18 protein-coding genes are annotated in these 17,757 nt (G+C 68.4%); 10 read left to right on the plus strand and 8 right to left on the minus strand.

Annotation, left to right across the window (positions count from 1 at the left end):
- Positions 1–73: 73 nt before the first annotated feature.
- From rpsP to ACW174_RS04940, 3 genes are all read right to left on the minus strand, one after another.
- A complete protein-coding gene (gene rpsP, locus ACW174_RS04930; RefSeq protein ID WP_492016588.1) occupies positions 74–643 on the minus strand; it encodes a 30S ribosomal protein S16 in 570 nt (189 codons plus the stop codon).
- Between the two features lie 24 nt (positions 644–667).
- Positions 668–2,191: a signal recognition particle protein gene (ffh, locus tag ACW174_RS04935; RefSeq protein ID WP_492016589.1), complete on the minus strand. Its 1,524-nt coding sequence runs from the start codon at positions 2,189–2,191 to the stop codon at positions 668–670.
- 198 nt (positions 2,192–2,389) lie between these two features.
- Positions 2,390–2,767, minus strand: coding sequence for a hypothetical protein (locus ACW174_RS04940; RefSeq protein WP_492016590.1), 378 nt, complete (start codon positions 2,765–2,767; stop codon positions 2,390–2,392).
- A 162-nt stretch (positions 2,768–2,929) separates the two neighbouring features.
- Here ACW174_RS04940 and ppc point away from each other — a divergent pair, with 162 nt between their 5' ends.
- Together ppc and ACW174_RS04950 are read left to right on the plus strand one after the other, a co-directional pair.
- On the plus strand, positions 2,930–5,626 hold the full coding sequence (gene ppc, locus ACW174_RS04945; protein WP_492016591.1) for a phosphoenolpyruvate carboxylase: 2,697 nt from the start codon (positions 2,930–2,932) through the stop codon (positions 5,624–5,626).
- A 134-nt stretch (positions 5,627–5,760) separates the two neighbouring features.
- On the plus strand, positions 5,761–6,060 hold the full coding sequence (locus ACW174_RS04950; protein WP_492016592.1) for a UrcA family protein: 300 nt from the start codon (positions 5,761–5,763) through the stop codon (positions 6,058–6,060).
- A gap of 94 nt (positions 6,061–6,154) precedes the next feature.
- Here ACW174_RS04950 and ACW174_RS04955 read toward each other — a convergent pair whose 3' ends face one another.
- On the minus strand, positions 6,155–8,329 hold the full coding sequence (locus tag ACW174_RS04955) for a M3 family metallopeptidase (protein WP_492016593.1): 2,175 nt from the start codon (positions 8,327–8,329) through the stop codon (positions 6,155–6,157).
- Positions 8,330–8,452: 123 nt separating this feature from the next.
- On the opposite strand from ACW174_RS04955, the gene ACW174_RS04960 reads away from it, so the two are divergent.
- Positions 8,453–9,304 (plus strand): glutamate racemase, encoded by an 852-nt coding sequence (locus tag ACW174_RS04960; protein WP_492016594.1) that lies wholly within the window; start codon positions 8,453–8,455, stop codon positions 9,302–9,304.
- Between the two features lie 64 nt (positions 9,305–9,368).
- Positions 9,369–9,896 carry an SRPBCC family protein gene (locus ACW174_RS04965; RefSeq protein ID WP_492016595.1) on the plus strand — a complete coding sequence of 176 codons (528 nt, stop codon included), beginning with the start codon at positions 9,369–9,371 and terminating at the stop codon, positions 9,894–9,896.
- Here ACW174_RS04965 and ACW174_RS04970 read toward each other — a convergent pair.
- The 3 genes from ACW174_RS04970 to ACW174_RS04980 form a co-directional block, all read right to left on the minus strand.
- Positions 9,856–10,494, minus strand: coding sequence for a DUF2306 domain-containing protein (locus ACW174_RS04970; RefSeq protein WP_492016596.1), 639 nt, complete (start codon positions 10,492–10,494; stop codon positions 9,856–9,858). The two genes, ACW174_RS04965 and ACW174_RS04970, sit on opposite strands and share 41 nt — an antisense overlap.
- Positions 10,495–10,642: 148 nt before the next feature.
- Positions 10,643–11,176 carry an alkylhydroperoxidase, AhpD family gene (gene ahpD / locus ACW174_RS04975; RefSeq protein ID WP_492016597.1) on the minus strand — a complete coding sequence of 178 codons (534 nt, stop codon included), beginning with the start codon at positions 11,174–11,176 and terminating at the stop codon, positions 10,643–10,645.
- Positions 11,177–11,360: 184 nt separating this feature from the next.
- Positions 11,361–11,915: a peroxiredoxin gene (locus tag ACW174_RS04980; RefSeq protein ID WP_492016598.1), complete on the minus strand. Its 555-nt coding sequence runs from the start codon at positions 11,913–11,915 to the stop codon at positions 11,361–11,363.
- 232 nt (positions 11,916–12,147) lie between these two features.
- On the opposite strand from ACW174_RS04980, the gene ACW174_RS04985 reads away from it, so the two are divergent.
- Both ACW174_RS04985 and ACW174_RS04990 read left to right on the plus strand, forming a co-directional pair.
- On the plus strand, positions 12,148–13,053 hold the full coding sequence (locus tag ACW174_RS04985; RefSeq protein ID WP_492016599.1) for an SIMPL domain-containing protein: 906 nt from the start codon (positions 12,148–12,150) through the stop codon (positions 13,051–13,053).
- 44 nt (positions 13,054–13,097) lie between these two features.
- Positions 13,098–13,526, plus strand: coding sequence for an HIT domain-containing protein (locus tag ACW174_RS04990; protein WP_492016600.1), 429 nt, complete (start codon positions 13,098–13,100; stop codon positions 13,524–13,526).
- Here ACW174_RS04990 and ACW174_RS04995 read toward each other — a convergent pair.
- On the minus strand, positions 13,510–14,076 hold the full coding sequence (locus ACW174_RS04995; RefSeq protein ID WP_492016601.1) for a hypothetical protein: 567 nt from the start codon (positions 14,074–14,076) through the stop codon (positions 13,510–13,512). The two genes, ACW174_RS04990 and ACW174_RS04995, sit on opposite strands and share 17 nt — an antisense overlap.
- A 252-nt stretch (positions 14,077–14,328) precedes the next feature.
- On the opposite strand from ACW174_RS04995, the gene sdhC reads away from it, so the two are divergent.
- The 4 genes from sdhC to ACW174_RS05015 are packed head-to-tail and all read left to right on the plus strand — an operon-like array spanning position 14,329 to position 17,725.
- Positions 14,329–14,736: a succinate dehydrogenase, cytochrome b556 subunit gene (sdhC, locus tag ACW174_RS05000; RefSeq protein ID WP_492016602.1), complete on the plus strand. Its 408-nt coding sequence runs from the start codon at positions 14,329–14,331 to the stop codon at positions 14,734–14,736.
- Positions 14,733–15,137 (plus strand): succinate dehydrogenase, hydrophobic membrane anchor protein, encoded by a 405-nt coding sequence (sdhD, locus tag ACW174_RS05005; protein WP_492016603.1) that lies wholly within the window; start codon positions 14,733–14,735, stop codon positions 15,135–15,137. Before sdhC ends, sdhD begins: the two co-directional genes overlap by 4 nt.
- Positions 15,138–15,140: 3 nt before the next feature.
- Positions 15,141–16,925 (plus strand): succinate dehydrogenase flavoprotein subunit, encoded by a 1,785-nt coding sequence (gene sdhA / locus ACW174_RS05010; RefSeq protein ID WP_492016604.1) that lies wholly within the window; start codon positions 15,141–15,143, stop codon positions 16,923–16,925.
- A complete protein-coding gene (locus ACW174_RS05015) occupies positions 16,925–17,725 on the plus strand; it encodes a succinate dehydrogenase iron-sulfur subunit (RefSeq protein ID WP_492016605.1) in 801 nt (266 codons plus the stop codon). Before sdhA ends, ACW174_RS05015 begins: the two co-directional genes overlap by 1 nt.
- Positions 17,726–17,757 lie beyond the last annotated feature (32 nt).

Raw genomic sequence — 17,757 nt, forward strand, 5'->3', positions numbered from 1 at the left:
GCGCCTTCAAAAAAGAAAGGGCGGCGTCCGTGGACGCCGCCCCCTCACCTCACATCCGGCGAACCGGAGGAGCTCAGGCTTCCGACTTTTCTTCGGTCGCGGCTTCAGCGGCCGGAGCGTCTTCAGCGGCGGCTTCAGCGGCCGGAGCCTCTTCGGCGACAGCCTCTTCAGCCGGGGCTTCTTCAGCCGGCGGAGCGTTCTTGGCGGCTTCAGCGGCGGCGGCGGCTTCTTCCTTGGCGCGGACGGCGGCTTCAGCGGCCTCGATCTTGGCGGCGGCTTCGGCTTCGGCGCGGTCGGCTTCGCGCTGGGCGCGTTCAGCGGCGCGCTCTTGCGCCTTCTTGCCCGGCTGGGCCTTGTTCGGGTTGTTGGACTGGGTCCACTTCACCTTGTCGGCCAGGGCTTCGTCCTGCGACAGGAAGCGGGCGACGCGGTCGGTCGGCTGGGCGCCCTTGGCGAGCCATTCCGAGATGCGGTCGGCCTTCAGCACGACGCGCTTCTGCTCGCCGTCACGCGGCAGCATCGGGTTGTAGGTGCCGACGCGCTCGATGAACTTGCCATCGCGCGGCGAATGCGAGTCAGCGACGACGATGTAGTAGTACGGGCGCTTCTTGGCGCCGCCACGGGCCAGACGGATCTTCAGCATTTTGGTCTTCTTTCTTGGGTCGTTCTATTTCTTGGAAGGGAAGCCCGGAAGGCCCGGAAGGCCCCCCGGAAGTTGTCCGCCGCCCAGACCCGCCATGCGGTCCTGAAGGGCTTTCAGTTCGTCGGCGCTCGGCTCGGGCATCTTGCCCCCGCCCATCGCCTTGAGGCGGGCCATGTCGGCGCCACCCGCGCCACCGCCGCCGAGACCGCCCAGCATGGCGGCCATCTGCTGCATCTTCTTGGGTCCGCCGCGCGACAGCGACTTGACCATATCGGCCATCTGCCGGTGCTGCTTGAGCAGGCGGTTGATGTCCTGAACCTCGACACCGGCGCCGGCGGCCACGCGCTTCTTGCGGCTGGCGTTCAGCAGGTCCGGCTTCTTGCGCTCGGCCTTGGTCATCGACGAGATGATGGCTTCCTGACGGGCGATCATGCGGTCGTCGATATTGGCGTCGGCCATCTGGGACTTCATCTTCGCGACACCGGGCAGCATGCCCATGATGCCCTGAAGGCCGCCCATCTTCTTCATCTGCTGCAGCTGGGCGGCGAGGTCGTTCAGGTCGAACTGCCCCTTGGCCAGCTTGCGGGCCATGGCCTCGGCCTTGGAGGCGTCCAGCTCCTGGCTGGCCTTCTCGACCAAGGCGACGATATCGCCCTGACCCAGGATGCGGCCGGCGACGCGGCGGGCGTCGAACACGTCCAGCGCATCGACCTTTTCGCCGGCGCCGAGATATTTGATCGGCAGGCCGGTGACGGCCCGCATCGACAGCATGGCGCCGCCACGCCCGTCGCCGTCGGCGCGGGTCAGGACCAGACCCGTCAGGGGCAGGCGCTCGTGGAAGGCCTTGGCGGTGCGGACGGCGTCCTGACCGGTCAGGCTATCAGCGACCAGCAGGGTCTCGACCGGCTTGGCGACATCGGCGACCTCGGCCACCTCGGCCATCAGGGCCTCGTCCAGCGTGATCCGGCCGGCGGTGTCGAGGATCAGGACGTCGAAGCCCTGCAGCTTCGCCGAGGTCAGGGCGCGTTTGGCGATCTGGACCGCGCTCTCGCCCGCCACGATCGGCAGGACGGCGACCTCGATCTGCTTGCCGAGCTGGGCCAGCTGCTCCATCGCGGCCGGACGGCGCGTATCGAGGGATGCAAGCATGACCTTCTTGCGGTCGAACTTGGTCAGACGCAGCGCCAGCTTGGCCGAGGTCGTCGTCTTGCCCGAGCCCTGCAGGCCGGCCATCAGGATGACGGCGGGCGGCGCGGCGTTCAGGTTGATCGGCGTCGGCTCATCGCCGCCCAGCATCTCGACCAGACCGTCATAGACGATCTTGACCACCTGATCGGCCGGCTTGACCGAGCGGATGACCTCTTCACCGGTCGCGCGCTCGGTGGCGAAGGCGATGAATTCCTTGACGACGGGCAGGGCGACGTCGGCCTCGAGCAGGGCGACGCGCACTTCGCGCATGGCCTCCTGCACGTCCTTTTCGGACAGGGCGCCGCGACCGGTGATCCGGTCGAAAACGCCTGTAAGCCGCTCGTTCAGAGCCTCGAACATCAACTACCTCATGTGGCGTCGAACCTGGCCCCATAGAGAAATGGCCTCTGGCGACGATCACGTCGGCAGAGGGTTCTCGCCATCCTCGTCCGGTCGAAACCGGGGTCGTGATGGTGGAGACGCAGGTTCAATTGCGCCGGAAGCGGCGGCTTATGGAGGAAAGTCGGGCGTTTGTCGACTCAGGGCCGCGTCTTGCGTTCAGACCGAGATATCCAGCAGGACCGCCTCGGTCCTGCCCGAGCGGGCGGCGTCATCCATCGAGCGCTGCAGGGTCTCTTCCAGCTTTTGCTGGACCAGTTGCGCGATCTGGTCCTCGACCGAGTTGCGCTGCTGAACCGACAGGGCGGCGACGCCGCTTTCGGTCAGCCTGTTCTCGCCCAGGATCTGGTCGCGGATCTTGGCCTTCAGGGCCTCCATCTTCTGCTCGCGCGCCCATTCGCTGAGGCCCTTCTCGCGGATCTCGGTGATGTCCGACCGGGCCGAACTGGCCTCGAGCGGCGCATTCTGCCGGGTCGAAACAGCCCCGGACAGGCCGGCGAGATTGCCGAGGAACCCTGCAACTGACGAAATTGACATGGCTTTTCTCCTGCGCACCGGGCGCGGGCGTGGGATCTCGCGGGCCGTCCTGCAAACGGCGCGCCGAACGCACTTCAGGTTTCAGCGTTGGCGTCAGGCATGGCCAGTTCCGGAACCCCTGATACGGTGACGCTCCCGGCCTCCCCGCTGAGAGACACCATCATGATCCAGGCCGCCGACGACCGGTTGCGAGAAGAGGTTCGCCTGCTGGGCGGCCTGTTGGGCGAGGTGATCCTCACCGAGGGCGGACGCGAGCTCTACGACCGGATCGAAGCGGTCCGGCAGGCGTCGGTCGCCTGGCACCGCGACGCCGGTGAAAAGGACGCCCGCCTGCTGGAGACCCTGCTGGGCGAGCTGTCGCTGGATCAGGCGGTCGGGCTGGCGCACGGCTTCGCCGTCTTCTCCCTGCTGGCCAATGTCGCAGAGGATCGCGCGGGCAAGCGGCGGGCCCAGGAACAGACCGCCTCCGGCGCCCGTCCCGACACGCCGGAGGGTGCGCTGGATAGACTGAAGGCCGCCGGGCAGTCGCCGCGGGACGCCCGCGACCTTCTGGCCTCGGCCCTGATCTCGCCGGTGCTGACCGCCCACCCGTCCGAGGTGCGGCGCAAGAGCGTGATCGACCGGATCGCCGCCGTGTCCGACCTGCTGGACACGTGCGACCAGAACGGCGCGGCCTGCGATGTCGAGGCGCGCGACGCGGGCCTGCGCCGCCAGACGACCATCCTGTGGGCCACCCGGCTGGTGCGTCAGGCCGGACTGGTGGTCCAGGACGAGATCGACACGGTCGTCTCCTTCCTCGAACGCATCTTCCTGCACGTCGCCCCGGCCCAGCTGGCGGAATGGCGCAAGCGGCTGGACGATCCCGACCTCGAGCCCTTCATCCGCATCGGCACTTGGGTCGGCGGCGACCGGGACGGCAATCCCAACGTCAACGGCGAGGTGCTGACCGCCGCCTTCCGGACCCAGGCCCGGGCCGTGCTGCGCTTCTATCTGGAAGAGGTGAATGCGCTGGGCGCCGAACTGAGCCTGTCGGGATCGATGAGCGTCATTTCGCCGGAGCTTGAGGCGCTGGCCGGCGGGTCGGGCGACCATTCCCTGCACCGGGCCGACGAACCCTATCGGAAGGTTCTCAGCCAGATCTACGCCCGGCTGGCGGCCACCCATCCGATCCTGACAGGCCAGCCCGCCCCCCGCGCCGCCGCCTTCGCGGCCGAACCCTACGCCGGTCCGGACGCCTTCCGGGCCGATCTGGCGGTCCTGCAGGACAGTCTGGTCGCCAACCATGGCGCGGTGTTCGCGGACGACCGGCTGGCCCGGCTGATCACCGCCGCCGATGTGTTCGGCTTCCACATGGCGACGCTGGACCTGCGCCAGAACGCCGATGTGCATGAGCGGGTGGTCGCCGACCTGCTGAAGGTCGCCGGCGTGGCGGAGGACTATATCGCGCTGGACGAGGAGGCCCGGCTGACGGTGCTGGCCGCCGAGCTGGCGTCCGGCCGGCTGCTGTTCAACCCGTACGAAACCTATGCCGGGGAGACGCTGAAGGAGCGCGGCATCCTGCAGGCGGCGGCGGAGGCCCTGCGCCTGTTCGGCCCCCAGGCGATCCGCACCCATATCGTGTCCAAGACTGATGCGGCCTCCGACCTGCTGGAGGTCTATCTGCTGTTGAAGGAGGTCGGGCTGTATCGGCCCGAGGACCCCGCCGCCTGCCCGGTGCAGGCCGCGCCCCTGTTCGAGACCATCGACGACCTGCGCGCCTCGAGGCCGACGCTGGAGCGGCTGCTGAAGGAGCCCTCCGCCCTCGCCGTCGCCACGGCGCGCGGGGTGCAGGAGGTGATGATCGGCTACTCCGACTCCAACAAGGACGGCTCCTACCTGACCTCGACCTGGGAACTGCATGAGGCGTCGCGGGCGCTGCTGCAGGTGACGGACAGGGCGGGCCTGCGCCTGCAGCTGTTCCACGGCCGGGGCGGCGCGGTCGGCCGGGGCGGAGGCTCCAGCTTCGCCGCCGTTCTGGGCCAGCCCCAGGGCACTGTCGCCGGTCGTATCCGCGTGACCGAACAGGGCGAGGTCATCGCCAACAAATACGGCGAGCCGGAAGTCGCGCGCCGCAACCTCGACGCCCTGACCTGCGGCGTCCTGCTGGCCTCGCTGGCCCCGCCGCCTGACGCCGCCCTGACCGAACGCCATGGCGCGACCCTGGCGAAGCTGTCGCAGGCCTCGATGAGCGCCTATCGGGCCCTGGTCTATGAGACCGACGGCTTCGTCGACTATTTCCGCGCCGCCACCCCGATCGCCGAGATCGCCGACCTGAAGATCGGGTCGCGCCCGGCCTCGCGCACCGCCTCCACGGCCATCGAGGATCTGCGGGCCATTCCCTGGGTGTTCAGCTGGAGCCAGAGCCGGGTCATGCTGCCGGGCTGGTTCGGCTTCGGCTCCGCGATCGCGGGGGTTTCGGTCGAGGAGCTGCAGGCCATGCACCGCGACTGGCCCTTCTTCCGCACCCTGATCCAGAACATGGAGATGGTTATGGCCAAGGCCGACATGACCATCGCCCGGCGCTATGCGACCCTGGTGCCCGACGCGGCCTTGGCCGACCGGGTGTTCTCGGCGATCCGGGCCGAGTGGGACCGGACGGAGGCCGCCGTGCTGGCCATCACCGGACAGGACGCCCTGCTGGGGGGCCAGCCCGAGCTGGACCGGCTGATCCGCCTGCGCATGCCCTATGTGGAGCCGCTGAACCATGTGCAGATCGAGCTGATCCGGCGGCGCCGGGCGGGCGACGACGATCCGCGCGTGCGCGAAGGCATTCTGCTGGCGCTCAACGGCGTGGCGGCGGGGCTGCGCAACAGCGGCTGATCGGCGTTCAGCTTTCCGCGAATTAATCCGGCGTCTCGATTTCGCCGCCGAAGTCTCACGGACCTGAAACAGGGGCGGCTCATAGGGCCGGGGTCGCCACCCCCGAGCGATGCAGCGCTCCCCAGGAGACCGCCATGAAGATTCTCGCTTCCCTCACCGCCGTCCTCGTTCTCGCCGCCGCCGGCTCGGCCTCCGCCCAGCAGGCCCGGATCGGATGGACCGATCTCGACCTCGCCTCGACCGCCGGGGCCCGGACGTTCGACCAGCGCGTCGAGGCTGCCGCCCGGACCCTGTGCCGCGACGCCCGCCGTCCCGGCAGCCTCCTGAGCGACCGCCCCTTCTGCCAGGCCGCGGTCCGCCGCGAAGCCCTTCGCCAACTGCCGGGCGCCGCGCAGGTCGACTACGCGGCCAGCCGCGCCGCCGTCGCCTACTGAGGGCCTGCAGGGAAGGGTCCGGCCGCCGGCCTGACGCGCGCACAAGAAAAAGGCCGGTGGCGAACCACCGGCCTTCCCTGTTCTCGTCGCCGGCTCAGTTGGTCGGGAAGCCCCGGACCTTCAGCAGGGCGCGGACGTCCGGGTCCCGACCGCGGAAGGCGCGATAGGCCTCGGCGCGGTCCACGGTGTTGCCCGGGGCCAGCATGATCTCCTTGAAGCGGCGCGCGATGTCCGGATTGAAGACGTCGCCCGACTCCTCGAAATAGGCCCAGGTGTCGGCGTCCATGGTCTCGGACCAGAGGTACGAATAGTACCCGGCCGAGTAGGCGTCGGACGTGAACAGGTGATTGAACTGCGGCAGACGGTGCCGCATCACGATCTCCTTCGGCATGCCGTACCGCTCCAGCGACGCCTTCTCGAAGGCGTCGATGTCGGTCGGCGGCGTGGCCTGGGTGTGCAGGTCCATATCGACCAGGGCCGAGGACAGATAGCTGACCGTGGCATAGCCCTGGTTGAAGGTGGCGGCCGCCTCGACCTTGTCGATCAGGGCCTGCGGCATGGATTGGCCGGTCTCCACATGCTTCAGGAAGCCGTCGAGGATCGGGCGCGTCAGCACCCAGTGCTCGTGCACCTGCGACGGATATTCCACGAAGTCCCGCGGCGTGCCGCCCAGCGCCGGATAGACGATGTTGGACGAATAGGCGTGCAGGGTGTGGCCGAACTCGTGGAACAGGGTCTCGGCGTCGTCCAGCGAGATCAGGATCGGCTCGCCGCCCTCGGCCTTGATGAAGTTGTTGTTGTTCGAACCGAGGGTGTTCTTGGGTCCGTCGAAGGTGGATTGCGACCGGTAGGTCGTCATCCAGGCGCCCGAACGCTTGCCCGGACGGGCGTAGTCGTCGGCGTAGTAGAGGCCGATCGGACGACCCGCGTCCTTGACCTCATAGACCACCACGTCCGGATGGAAGACCGGAACGGTCCCCGGCGCCAGCTTCTCGAAGGTGAAGCCGTACAGGCGGCGCGCCATCTCGAACGAGCCGGCGCGGACGTTGTTGAGCTCGAAATAGGGCTTCAGCTCGTTCTGATCGAGGTCGTACTTCTGCTTCCGGACCTTCTCCGAATAATAGAGATAATCCCACGGTTCGATGTCGTGACCGGCGATGGCGCGCATGTCGGCGACTTCTTCGGCGACCCGCGCCTTGGCCGGGGCCCAGACGCGGTTCATCAGCTCCATCGCCGCGGCCGGGGTCTTGGCCATGGTGTCCTGCATGCGCAGTTCGGCGTGGTTGCGATAGCCCAGCAGGCGGGCGCGTTGCTGACGCAGGCCGACGATCTCGGCGATGGTCGCATTGGTGTCGTTGCGATCGCCGTTGTCGCCCCGGTTCACGAATTTGCGCCAGACGACTTCACGCAGGGCGCGGTCGTCCGCGAAGCTGAGGAAGGGATCGACGCTGGAGCGGGTGTTGACCACGGCCCAGCCCTGAACATTGCGGCTGCGCGCGGCGGCGGCGGCGGCCGTCTTGTTCGAGGCCGGCAGGCCGGCGACGCCGGCTTCGTTCGGGATCACCGTCCAGGTGTTCTCGTCGGCGACGACCTTCTGGCTGAAGGCGGTGAAGGCGTTGGCCAGGGCGGTGTTGATCCGGCCCAGCTCGGCCTTGCCGGCGGCGTCCAGCGCGGCGCCCGAGCGGATGAAGCTGTCGCGGCTGCGCTCGGCGATTCGCTTCTGGGCGGCGGTCAGGCCCATGGCGTCGGCATTGTCGGCGACCGTCTTCACGCGCTGGAACAGCTTGGCGTTGAAGCTGATCTCGTCGCCGGCGGCGGACAGCAGGGGCGACAGCTCGGTGTCGACCGCATTGTAGTCGTCCGACCCGATGTTGGAGGTCATGACGCCGTAGAGGCTGCCGGCCCGGTCCAGCGGCTCACCCGCCATCTGCATGGCCACCAGGGTGTTGGCGAAGGTCGGGGCGTCGGCGTTATCGGCGATGGCGTTGTAGTCGGCGCGTTGCAGCTCGATGCCTTCCAGCAGCGCCTCGCGCAGCTTGGCGGCCGTCACCTTGTCCCACGGGGGCACGCCGCCGTAGGGGCCGGTCCAGGGCTGCAGCAGTTCGGCGCGCGGCGTCTGCATGGGCAGGACGGCGCGGGCGACGCGGGCGTCCTCTTCGAGGCTCCCGGCGGCGGCGCTGGCGCCCATGGCCGAGCCTGTGGCGCAGCCGGCGGTGGCGGTCAGGGCCATAAGGCTGCCTCCGGCGATGAGAAGTTGGCGTCTGTGCATGGGGTACTCCGTAGCGTCGCTTCGTTTCGGGGCGACCCTAGTCCCCGGGCCAGCGCACTGTCCATGAAGACCCTGCAATGTCAGACCATGGACGGCGGAGTGTCGCACCGCTAAAGCGCGCCCATGGCCATTGGCGTATTTGACTCCGGCGTGGGCGGGCTGACCGTTCACCGCGAACTGACCCGACGCTTCCCCGAGCGGGACTTCGTCTATCTGGCCGATCAGGCCAATGCGCCGTATGGCGGCCGGGGCGGCGAGGAGATCGTCGACCTGACCCGCGCGGGCTGCGAACGCCTGTTCGAGGCGGGGGCCAATGTCATCGTCCTGGCCTGCAACACCGCCAGCGCCATCGCCCTGCGCCGCCTGCAGCAGACCTGGGTGCCCGAGGCGCGGGCGCGTCACGGTCGGCCGGTCAATGTGCTGGGCATCATCGTGCCGACCATCGAGGCCGCCACCGGCCTGCCGTGGACCTATGAGGCCGAACGGCTGGGCGACAAGATCGAGGCGCTGGAGATCACCGGCGTCTTCTGCACCGCCGCCACGGCCATGAGCCGGGTCTATGAGATCGAGATCGACAAGCGGCGCGAGGATCTGGCCGTCTTCTCCGAGCCCTGCCCCGGCCTGGCGGGCCTGATCGAGCTCGGCGCCCCCGAGGAGGAGCTGGAAGTGGTGGTCAGGGATCACGTCGACGCCCTGCGTCGCCGGATCGGCCGTCACCCGGACAAGGCCATTCTGGGCTGCACCCACTACGAGATCGTCGCCGACGTCTTCGCCGCCGCCCTGCCCGAGGGCACGTCGCTGATCCATCAGCCGACGGCGGTGGCGGATGCGCTGGATCGCTATTTCGAACGGCACCCCGAATATCTGCTGGGGGGCTCCGGTCGTCGCGACTTCCTGACCACCGGCACGCCGGGCCCGCAGTCAGAACGCGTCAGCCAGTTCTGGGGCGAACCGCTGACCTTCCAGTCGGCCTGACCGGACGGCCCTGACTTGACGGAACCCTCCGGGCGGCGGTCCATCGCCGTCGGGAGGATTGATCATGCTGAAGTCACTGCTAGCTGCGGCCGTACTCGCCTTCACGGCCATGCCCGCCGCCGCCGAGGTCATCGAGCGAAGCGCCGACCATTTCGTCCTGCGCTACGAGGTCGGGCTGGAGACGACGCCCGAGGACCTCTACCACGCCATCGGCGAGGTCGGTCAGTGGTGGGACAGCGCCCACACCTACAGCGGCGACGCCGCCAACCTGACCCTGCCGCTTCAGATCGGGGCCTGCTTCTGTGAACGGCTGGCCGACGGGACCGTCTTCGAACATGGCCGGGTGACGGCGGCGGACCCGGAGACGGGCGTGCTCCTGGATGCGCCGCTGGGCCCGCTGAAGGGCAAGACCACCCGCGCCGACCTGGGCATCGGCTGGTCCCCCGCCAACGCGGGCTGGACGCTGGTGATGACCTATGTGGTGCGCGGGACAGGCGTCGGCGCCTGGGCCGACGGCGTGGATGCGGTGATGGGCGGCCAGTTCAGCCGCTTCAGCCATTTCGTGGAATACGGCGAGGCGCCGACGGCGTAGCGGTCCAGCCGCCGCGCCTGAGCCACAGCTCGACCAGCAGCAGGTTCGGGATCCAGCACAGGAAGGCGATGGCCGGATAGGCGACCGCGAAGTCCAGCCCGCTGATCATCGACAGCAGGATCATGATCCTGAGCGTCACCGCCGCGAAGGTCAGCGCCAGACTGCGGATCATCCACCGCCTGTGCCGGGCGAAATCGCCGGTGAGGGCCATTCGCCACCCCCACGCCGTGGTCGAGAACCAGCTGACGGCCAGCAGGCCGAACCCCGAACCGGCGACCGGCCCTGACGGACTGGTCATCGCCAATCCAAGGCCCGCGACCGCGCTGAGCAGGCAGGCGAAGACGTACACCCGGCCCGCCGCCCGGTGCCAACCGCGCCGGGGTCCGCGCCAGGTGACCAGCTGGACTCCGCCCAGCGCCAGAGCCGTCACCCCGCCCGCCACATGCGTCAGAAAGACAAGCGGCCGGGCCTGCAGATGCGGCGCCATCCCCTCCGCCATGATCGGGTCCGGCAGAAGGAAGCGGGCGCTGAACAGGGCGACCGCGAGGGAGATGAAGGTCAGCAGGCAGAACAGGCTGAGGGTGACGGCGCGCGGCATGAAGGGCTCCCCGGGGAATGACCCGGGTCGCCTGAACCGTTTTCGTGCGTCGCGCAGCGCGGCCTTCGTGAACGGCGCGTTCGCGTCGTGAACGGCGCCGCGCGATCAGACGGGAAGGGACGAACCGGGCCGTCCCCTCCCGCAGGCGTCAGTTCGCCAAAGCCGTTTCCGAGGCCACGATCCGGCTGACGGCGTGGACGACCGCGCCGATGCGCAGGGCGGCCTGGACCTGGGTGTTGGGGATGCCGTGCTTGCGCAGCTCGCTCTCGTGGGCGTCCATGCAGGCGCCGCAGCCGTTGATGGCCGAGACGGCGGTGGACCACAGCTCGAAGTCCATCTTGTCCACGCCCGGGTTGGCGATCACGTTCATGCGCAGCTTGGCCGGCAGCGTCGTGTACTCCTGGTTCTTCATCAGGTGCAGGGCGCGGTAGTAGATGTTGTTCATGCCCATGATGGCGGCGGCCGACTTGGCGGCGTTCAGCGCTTCCGGCGTCAGGATCGTGGCCGCCTGGGCCTCGATGGCCTTGACCACCGGCGCGACGCCGATGGCGTGGGCCGAGGCCAGGAAGCAACCCCACTTCTGCTGGTCGTTCAGCACCGTCTCGCCGGCCAGCGACGACAGGTTCAGGGAGATGTCCTTGCCATAGGCCGGGATGAGGTCGCGCAGGGTGTCGATGGACATAATGGGAATCCTTTGAAGGTGAGACCGGCGCCGGGCTCCCGGAGCGGGCGGCCAGGTCTGGAATGGGGACGCGGCGCGCCCGGACATCAGATGCAAAAAGGGCGGCGACGGAACACCGACGCCGCCCTCTCAGGAACGGCCCGGACCCAACTGAACGCGGTCCGAACCTCGCCTTGACCAGGACTTAAGCGGCCAGGGTCTGACCACCCACCGGGCGGTTGCAGGCGCACAGCTCGTCGGTCTGCAGGGCGTCGACGACACGCAGGGTGTCGGCCGGGGCGCGACCCACGTTCAGGTTGGTGACGTAGACGTGCTGGACGATGTTGTGCGGATCGACCACGAAGGTGGCGCGCAGGGCGACGCCCTCTTCCTCGTTCAGGATGCCGAGTTCGCGGGCGAACTTGCCGCCGTTGTCGGCGAACTGCCAGATCGGCAGCTTCGACAGGTCGGCGTGGTCACGGCGCCAGGCCAGCTTGACGAATTCGTTGTCGGTCGAGCCGCCGAGGACGACGGTGTCGCGATCCGCGAAATCCTTACCCAGCTTGGCGAACTCGGCGATTTCGGTCGGGCAGACGAAGGTGAAGTCCTTCGGATAGAAGAAGATGACCTTCCACTTGCCTTCGAAGCTCTCGCCGGTGATCGGCTCGAACGCCGAGACGCCCGCTTCTTCGTGTTCGTTGAAGCCCGGCTTCACACCGATGACCTTGAATTCCGGCAGTTTTTGACCGACGCCCAGCATAGCTGTTCTCCTGGATAGAGCTTGAAAATTGGAAATCCGGAGCGCCGGGGGAGCGGCGCCGCAACCGCGAAATGGCCTTTGCAGTGCACAAAGTCAATCGTTCGACACCGGAAAGGTCGATAGATTTTTCCTATCGCTATCATAGGCCTGACGGGTTCTGACAATGTCCGTTCCGGCCTTTACCCGGCCCACGGCGAGGCAGAGGCTGACGGCAGAACAGGGAGTTCCGGAAATGCGCCGTCTCACCGCCGTCCTGCTGACCCTCGCGACCGCCGCCCCGGCGGTCATCCCCTCCACCGTCCTCGCCCAGACCCCGCCCGCGACCGTCGGCGACCGCTATGTGCCCGCGCCCTGGTGGATGCGGTCGCCGGTCATCGCCTCCATCGGCCATGTCCGCGCCGAGGTGACCGCCAATCGCGCCGGCTTCGCCGCCAGCTTCCAGTCCATCGACCGTTCGGCGGCCGAGGCCTCGCGCAAGGCGGGCGATCAGGTCCGCGCCCTCAGCCAGGCGCTCGGCGCCTATGGCGCGAATGTGGTGCGGGTCGAAACCACCATCACCACCCGCCCTATCTATGACCAGTACCGCGACGAGAACGGGATCATGCGCGACAACGTCCGCGCCGACCGGATCGCCCGCTATCAGTCCGACGCCACCGTCAGCGTCACCATCCGCGATGTCGCGGTGCTGGAACGGGTCTACGCCACCGTCACCGCCTCCCAGCCAACCGCCGTCAGCGGCGTCTCCTTCCAGCTGCAGCCGGACAACGCCCTGAAGACGGCCCTGCAGGCCGAGGCCGTCAAGGACGCCGCCCGCCGCGCCCGCGCCGCCGCGGAAAACGCCGGGACCAGCCTCGGGCGGGTTCAGGTGATCGACCCGACCGGACGCGCCTGCGAAACCGACGTGCTGGCGGGCTGGCCCTCCTATGGCGGGGGCGGGGGTCAGGCGACCGACGTCTCCGACGTGGTGGTGACCGGTAGCCGGGTGGCCGACTTCGGACCGCCGCCTCCTCCCCCGCCCCCGCCTCCGCCCGGCGCAGCCGCGCCGACCGAAGCCCAGATCGAGGCCGCGCGCCTGGCGCTCCAGCCGCCGTTGCGCGAACTGACCGATCAGGCCTGCGTGGTCTATGCGCTGAACTGACGGCGCGGCTTGACGCCTCGGCCGCGGCGCGCGACCGAAGACGGATGAGTAGTTTGTTCAAGGCCGATCCCGCGTTCGACGCCGGCTCCGTGATCGTCTTCGACTGGCCCCTGTGCCAGGTCCGGCTTCAGGACGACGCCCGGTTTCCCTGGCTGATCCTGATCCCGCGTCGGGCGGGCCTGCATGAGCTGGAGGATCTGACCCCGACGGATCGCACTGTGCTGATGGACGAGATCCTGAAGGCCGGTGACGCGGTGCGGCTGCTGGGCGAGGCGGCGGGACAGCCGGTGCAGAAGCTGAACGTCGGCGCGATCGGCAATGTCACCGCGCAACTGCATGTCCATGTCGTCGGCCGTCGTCACGACGACCCCCTGTGGCCCGATCCGGTCTGGGGACGAGGACCGTCGGTGCCCTACGGCGCCTCGGCGCTCCAGGCCGAAATCTCGCGCCTGAGACTCAGCCAGGCCGGCTAAGGCTGACCGGGCGGGCGTGACCGCCGGCGGTCAGGGTGCCGCGCCAGCCGCCGGTCGCGGGCTGCAGCGACAGGACGCCCAGCCCCTCCAGCGTCAGCACATGACCCTCGGCCGTCGCGGCTCCGGCGCCGTCGCGCCCCCGCCAGCCGCCTTCGACGACGGCCCCGACCGCGCCTTGCCCGGGATCGCTTAACGCCAGGCCGAACAGGGGGCGACCGTGCTCGTCGGACACCTGCCAGCGACCGTCCAGCGGGCCGGCGCTCTGGTCGACCCGGATTTCCGCGGAGGCCACGCCCTGGTCGTAGGCGGCGTCGATATCGCCGGGCGAGTATTCGTAGGAGCGGGCATAGGCGTCGACCGAGACCGGCGCGTCCAGCGGCCGGCGGTGGGCCTCGGTCTCACCGTCCCCCTGCGCCCGCTCGCGTCCGAAGTCCGACGTCGGCTCGAACGGCCGGATCGCCGGAGCGCGATATTGCTCCAACGTGGAGGGATGTGGTGCGGCTTGCTGAAGCAGCGCGCCGGCGAAGACGACCAAAATAAACCCCGACATGATCGAAAGCTGACCTCCGGGCGGCCAAAAAGCTAGTGCAGACAAGCCACACGCGAAATCGTGATGCGCGCCGCACTCACTCATCACGCCTCTGCGAGGCGCTCGTCGACCTTGGCCGCGTTGACCCCTTCGTCCCGGCTGACTAAAGCCTGTTCACCGATTTCCGAGCGCCTGTTTTCGCTCAGGTTTTTTGAGAACCATTCGCAAATGTCGAGCTCCCAAATTCCGGGTGCAGACCGAACGGGCCGCTTCGTGCAACAGCCCAACGGCCGCATTCGCCCTCTGTCTCCCCACCTGCAAACCTGGCGCTGGCACGTCACCATGACGGCCTCGATCCTGTTCCGGGTCACCATCGGCGCGGCCAGCGTCGGCGCCCTGTTCGTGGTCGGCTGGCTGGCCGTCCTCGCCTCGGGCCCGGACGCCTACGAAAAGCTGCTGGCCTTCGCGGCGTCGCCGTTCGGCCTGATCGTCGGCTTCGGCCTGACCGTGGTGCTGTTCTCGTTCATCCTGAACGGCGGGCGCCACCTGCTGAACGACACCGGCAACGGGCTGACGCTGAAGTCGGCCACCCTGCTGTCCAACATCGCGGTCTGGGGTCCGATCCCGCTGGCGGTGCTGTTCTGGGTCGCCCTGTTCGCCACCGGGAGGGTTTCGCTGTGAGCGGTCCGGCAAGGTTCAAAAACAACGTCAAGATTTCCGAGCGCCACGGCGCCGGTGAATGGGCGGCAGAGCGCGTCGCCCTGCTGCTGATGATCCCGCTGGGCCTGTGGCTGGCGGCGACCGGCTTCACCCTGGCGGGCGCGGGCTATGAGGCGGCTCTGGCCTGGTTCGCCCAGCCGCTGAACGCCATCCTGCTGGCCCTCACCGTACTGGCCTTCTTCTTCTTCGCCGCCCTGGCCTGGAAGGTGATCATTGAGGACTACGTCCACGCCCCGGTCGCCAAGGCCGTGTGCGTGACGGCGATCAACCTCATCTTCCTGGCGCTGGCCGCGGCCGGCGTCTTCTTCATCGTGCGTCTGGCGCTGGGCTCCGCCCCGCTCCCGGCCGGTATCGGAGCCTGATCGGTGGCTGCTTACGAATTCGTCGATCACGCCTATGACGTTGTCGTCCTCGGCGCCGGGGGCTCCGGCCTTCGCGCCGCCCTGGGCGCCGCCCAGCAGGGCCTCAAGGTCGCCTGCGTGACCAAGGTCTTTCCGACCCGCTCGCACACCGTCGCGGCGCAGGGCGGCATCTCCGCCTCGCTCGGCAATATGGGCGAGGACAGCTGGCAATGGCACATGTACGACACCGTCAAGGGGTCGGACTGGCTGGGCGACCAGGACGCCATTGAATATCTGGTCCGCAACGCGCCCAAGGCCGTCTACGAACTGGAACACTGGGGCGTGCCCTTCTCGCGGACCGAGGAAGGCAAGATCTACCAGCGCGCCTTCGGCGGCATGACCCGCAATTTCGGTGAAGGCCCCGTGCAGCGCACCTGCGCCGCCGCCGACCGCACCGGCCACGCCATCCTGCACACCCTGTACGGCCAGTCGGTGCGCCGCGAGGTCGAGTTCTTCGTCGAGTACTTCGGCCTGGACCTGATCATGCAGGACGGCGTCTGCACCGGCCTGACGGCGCTGAAGCTGGACGACGGCACCCTGCACCGCTTCCGCGCCAAGACCGTCATCCTGGCGACCGGCGGTTACGGCCGCGCCTATTTCTCGGCCACCAGCGCCCACACCTGCACCGGCGACGGCAACGCCATGGTGCTGCGCGCCGGCCTGCCGCTGCAGGACATGGAGTTCGTGCAGTTCCACCCGACCGGCATCTACGGCGCCGGCTGCCTGATCACCGAAGGCGCGCGTGGCGAAGGCGGCTACCTGACCAACTCCGAGGGCGAGCGCTTCATGGAGCGCTATGCGCCGACCGTGAAGGACCTGGCCCCGCGCGACATGGTCAGCCGCTCCATGACCATCGAAATCCGTGAAGGTCGCGGCGTGGGTCCGAACAAGGACCACATCTTCCTCCACCTCGACCACCTGGATCCGGCCATCCTGCACGAGCGACTGCCGGGCATCTCGGAATCGGCCAAGATTTTCGCCGGCGTCGATGTGACCAAGGAGCCGATCCCGGTCCTGCCGACCGTCCACTACAATATGGGCGGCATCCCCACGAACTATCACGGCGAGGTGCTGACGCTGCGCGACGGCAACCCGGACAGCGTCGTCCCCGGCCTGATGGCCGTGGGCGAGGCCGCCTGCGTCTCGGTGCACGGCGCCAACCGTCTGGGCTCGAACTCGCTGACCGACCTCGTCGTCTTCGGCCGCGCCGCCGGTCTGCGCACCGGCGAGACCGTCGACAAGGCCAGCGCCGTGCCGGACGCCCCGGCCAGCAGCACCGACAGCCACCTGGCCCGTCTGGACCGCTTCCGCTTCGCCGACGGCTCGACCCCGACGTCGAAGCTGCGCATCGAGATGCAGCGCGCCATGCAGTCGGACGCCGCCGTGTTCCGCACCGGCAAGACGCTGGAAGAGGGCGTCGCCAAGCTGCGCGACATCCACGCCCGTGGCGCGGACATCAAGACCACCGATCGGGGCCTGATCTGGAACACCGATCTGGTCGAGACCCTCGAATACGACAACCTGATCGATCAGGCGCTGGTCACCATCGAGGGCGCCCTGAACCGGACGGAATCGCGCGGCGCCCACGCCCGCGAGGACTATCCGAACCGCGACGACGTCGAGTGGATGAAGCACACCCTCGCCTGGAAGACCCCCGGCGATCAGGTGAAGATCGACTATCGTCCGGTGCATAATTACACGATGTCGGACGACGTCGCGTACATCGAACCCAAGGCACGGGTGTACTAATGGTCCAGCTCGCTCTCCCCCGCGGCTCCAAGCCCACCACCGGCAAGGTCCACAAGGCTCCGGCCGGCGCGACCAATGTGAAGACCTACAAGGTCTATCGCTATGACCCCGAGGTCGACGCCGATCCGCGCTGGGACATCTTCGAGGTCTCGGCCGACGAACACGGCCCGATGCTGCTGGACGCCCTGATCCACATCAAGAACGAGATCGACCCGACCCTGGCCTTCCGCCGGTCGTGCCGCGAAGGCATCTGCGGCTCCTGCTCGATGACCATCGACGGGCGCAACGCCCTGGCCTGCACCAAGGGCATGGAGGAGTGCGCCTCGGACACCATCTCGATCGGGCCGCTGCCGCACCAGCCGGTGGTCAAGGATCTGGTGACCGACCTGAGCCTGTTCTACGCCCAGTACGACTCGATCCAGCCCTATCTGCAGTCCGACGAGCCGGACCCGACGACCGAGCGCCTGCAGTCGCCGGAAGACCGCGCCAAGCTGGACGGCCTGTACGAATGCATCCTGTGCGCCTGCTGCTCGACCTCCTGCCCCAGCTACTGGTGGAACCAGGAAGAATACATCGGCCCGGCCGCCCTGCTGCAGTCGTACCGCTGGATCGCCGACAGCCGCGATGACGCGACGGACAAGCGCCTCGACGACCTCGAGGACCCGTTCAAACTGTATCGCTGCCACACGATCATGAACTGCGCCCAGGTCTGCCCCAAGGGGCTGAACCCGGCCAAGGCCATCGCCGAGACCAAGAAGCTGATGGTCTCGCCGAGCCGCAAGAAGACAGTAGCGGCATAAACCCCGCCGCGCGCCCGGGCCTTGTCCGGGCG

The sequence above is a fragment of the Brevundimonas sp. AVps31 genome (assembly GCF_058681355.1).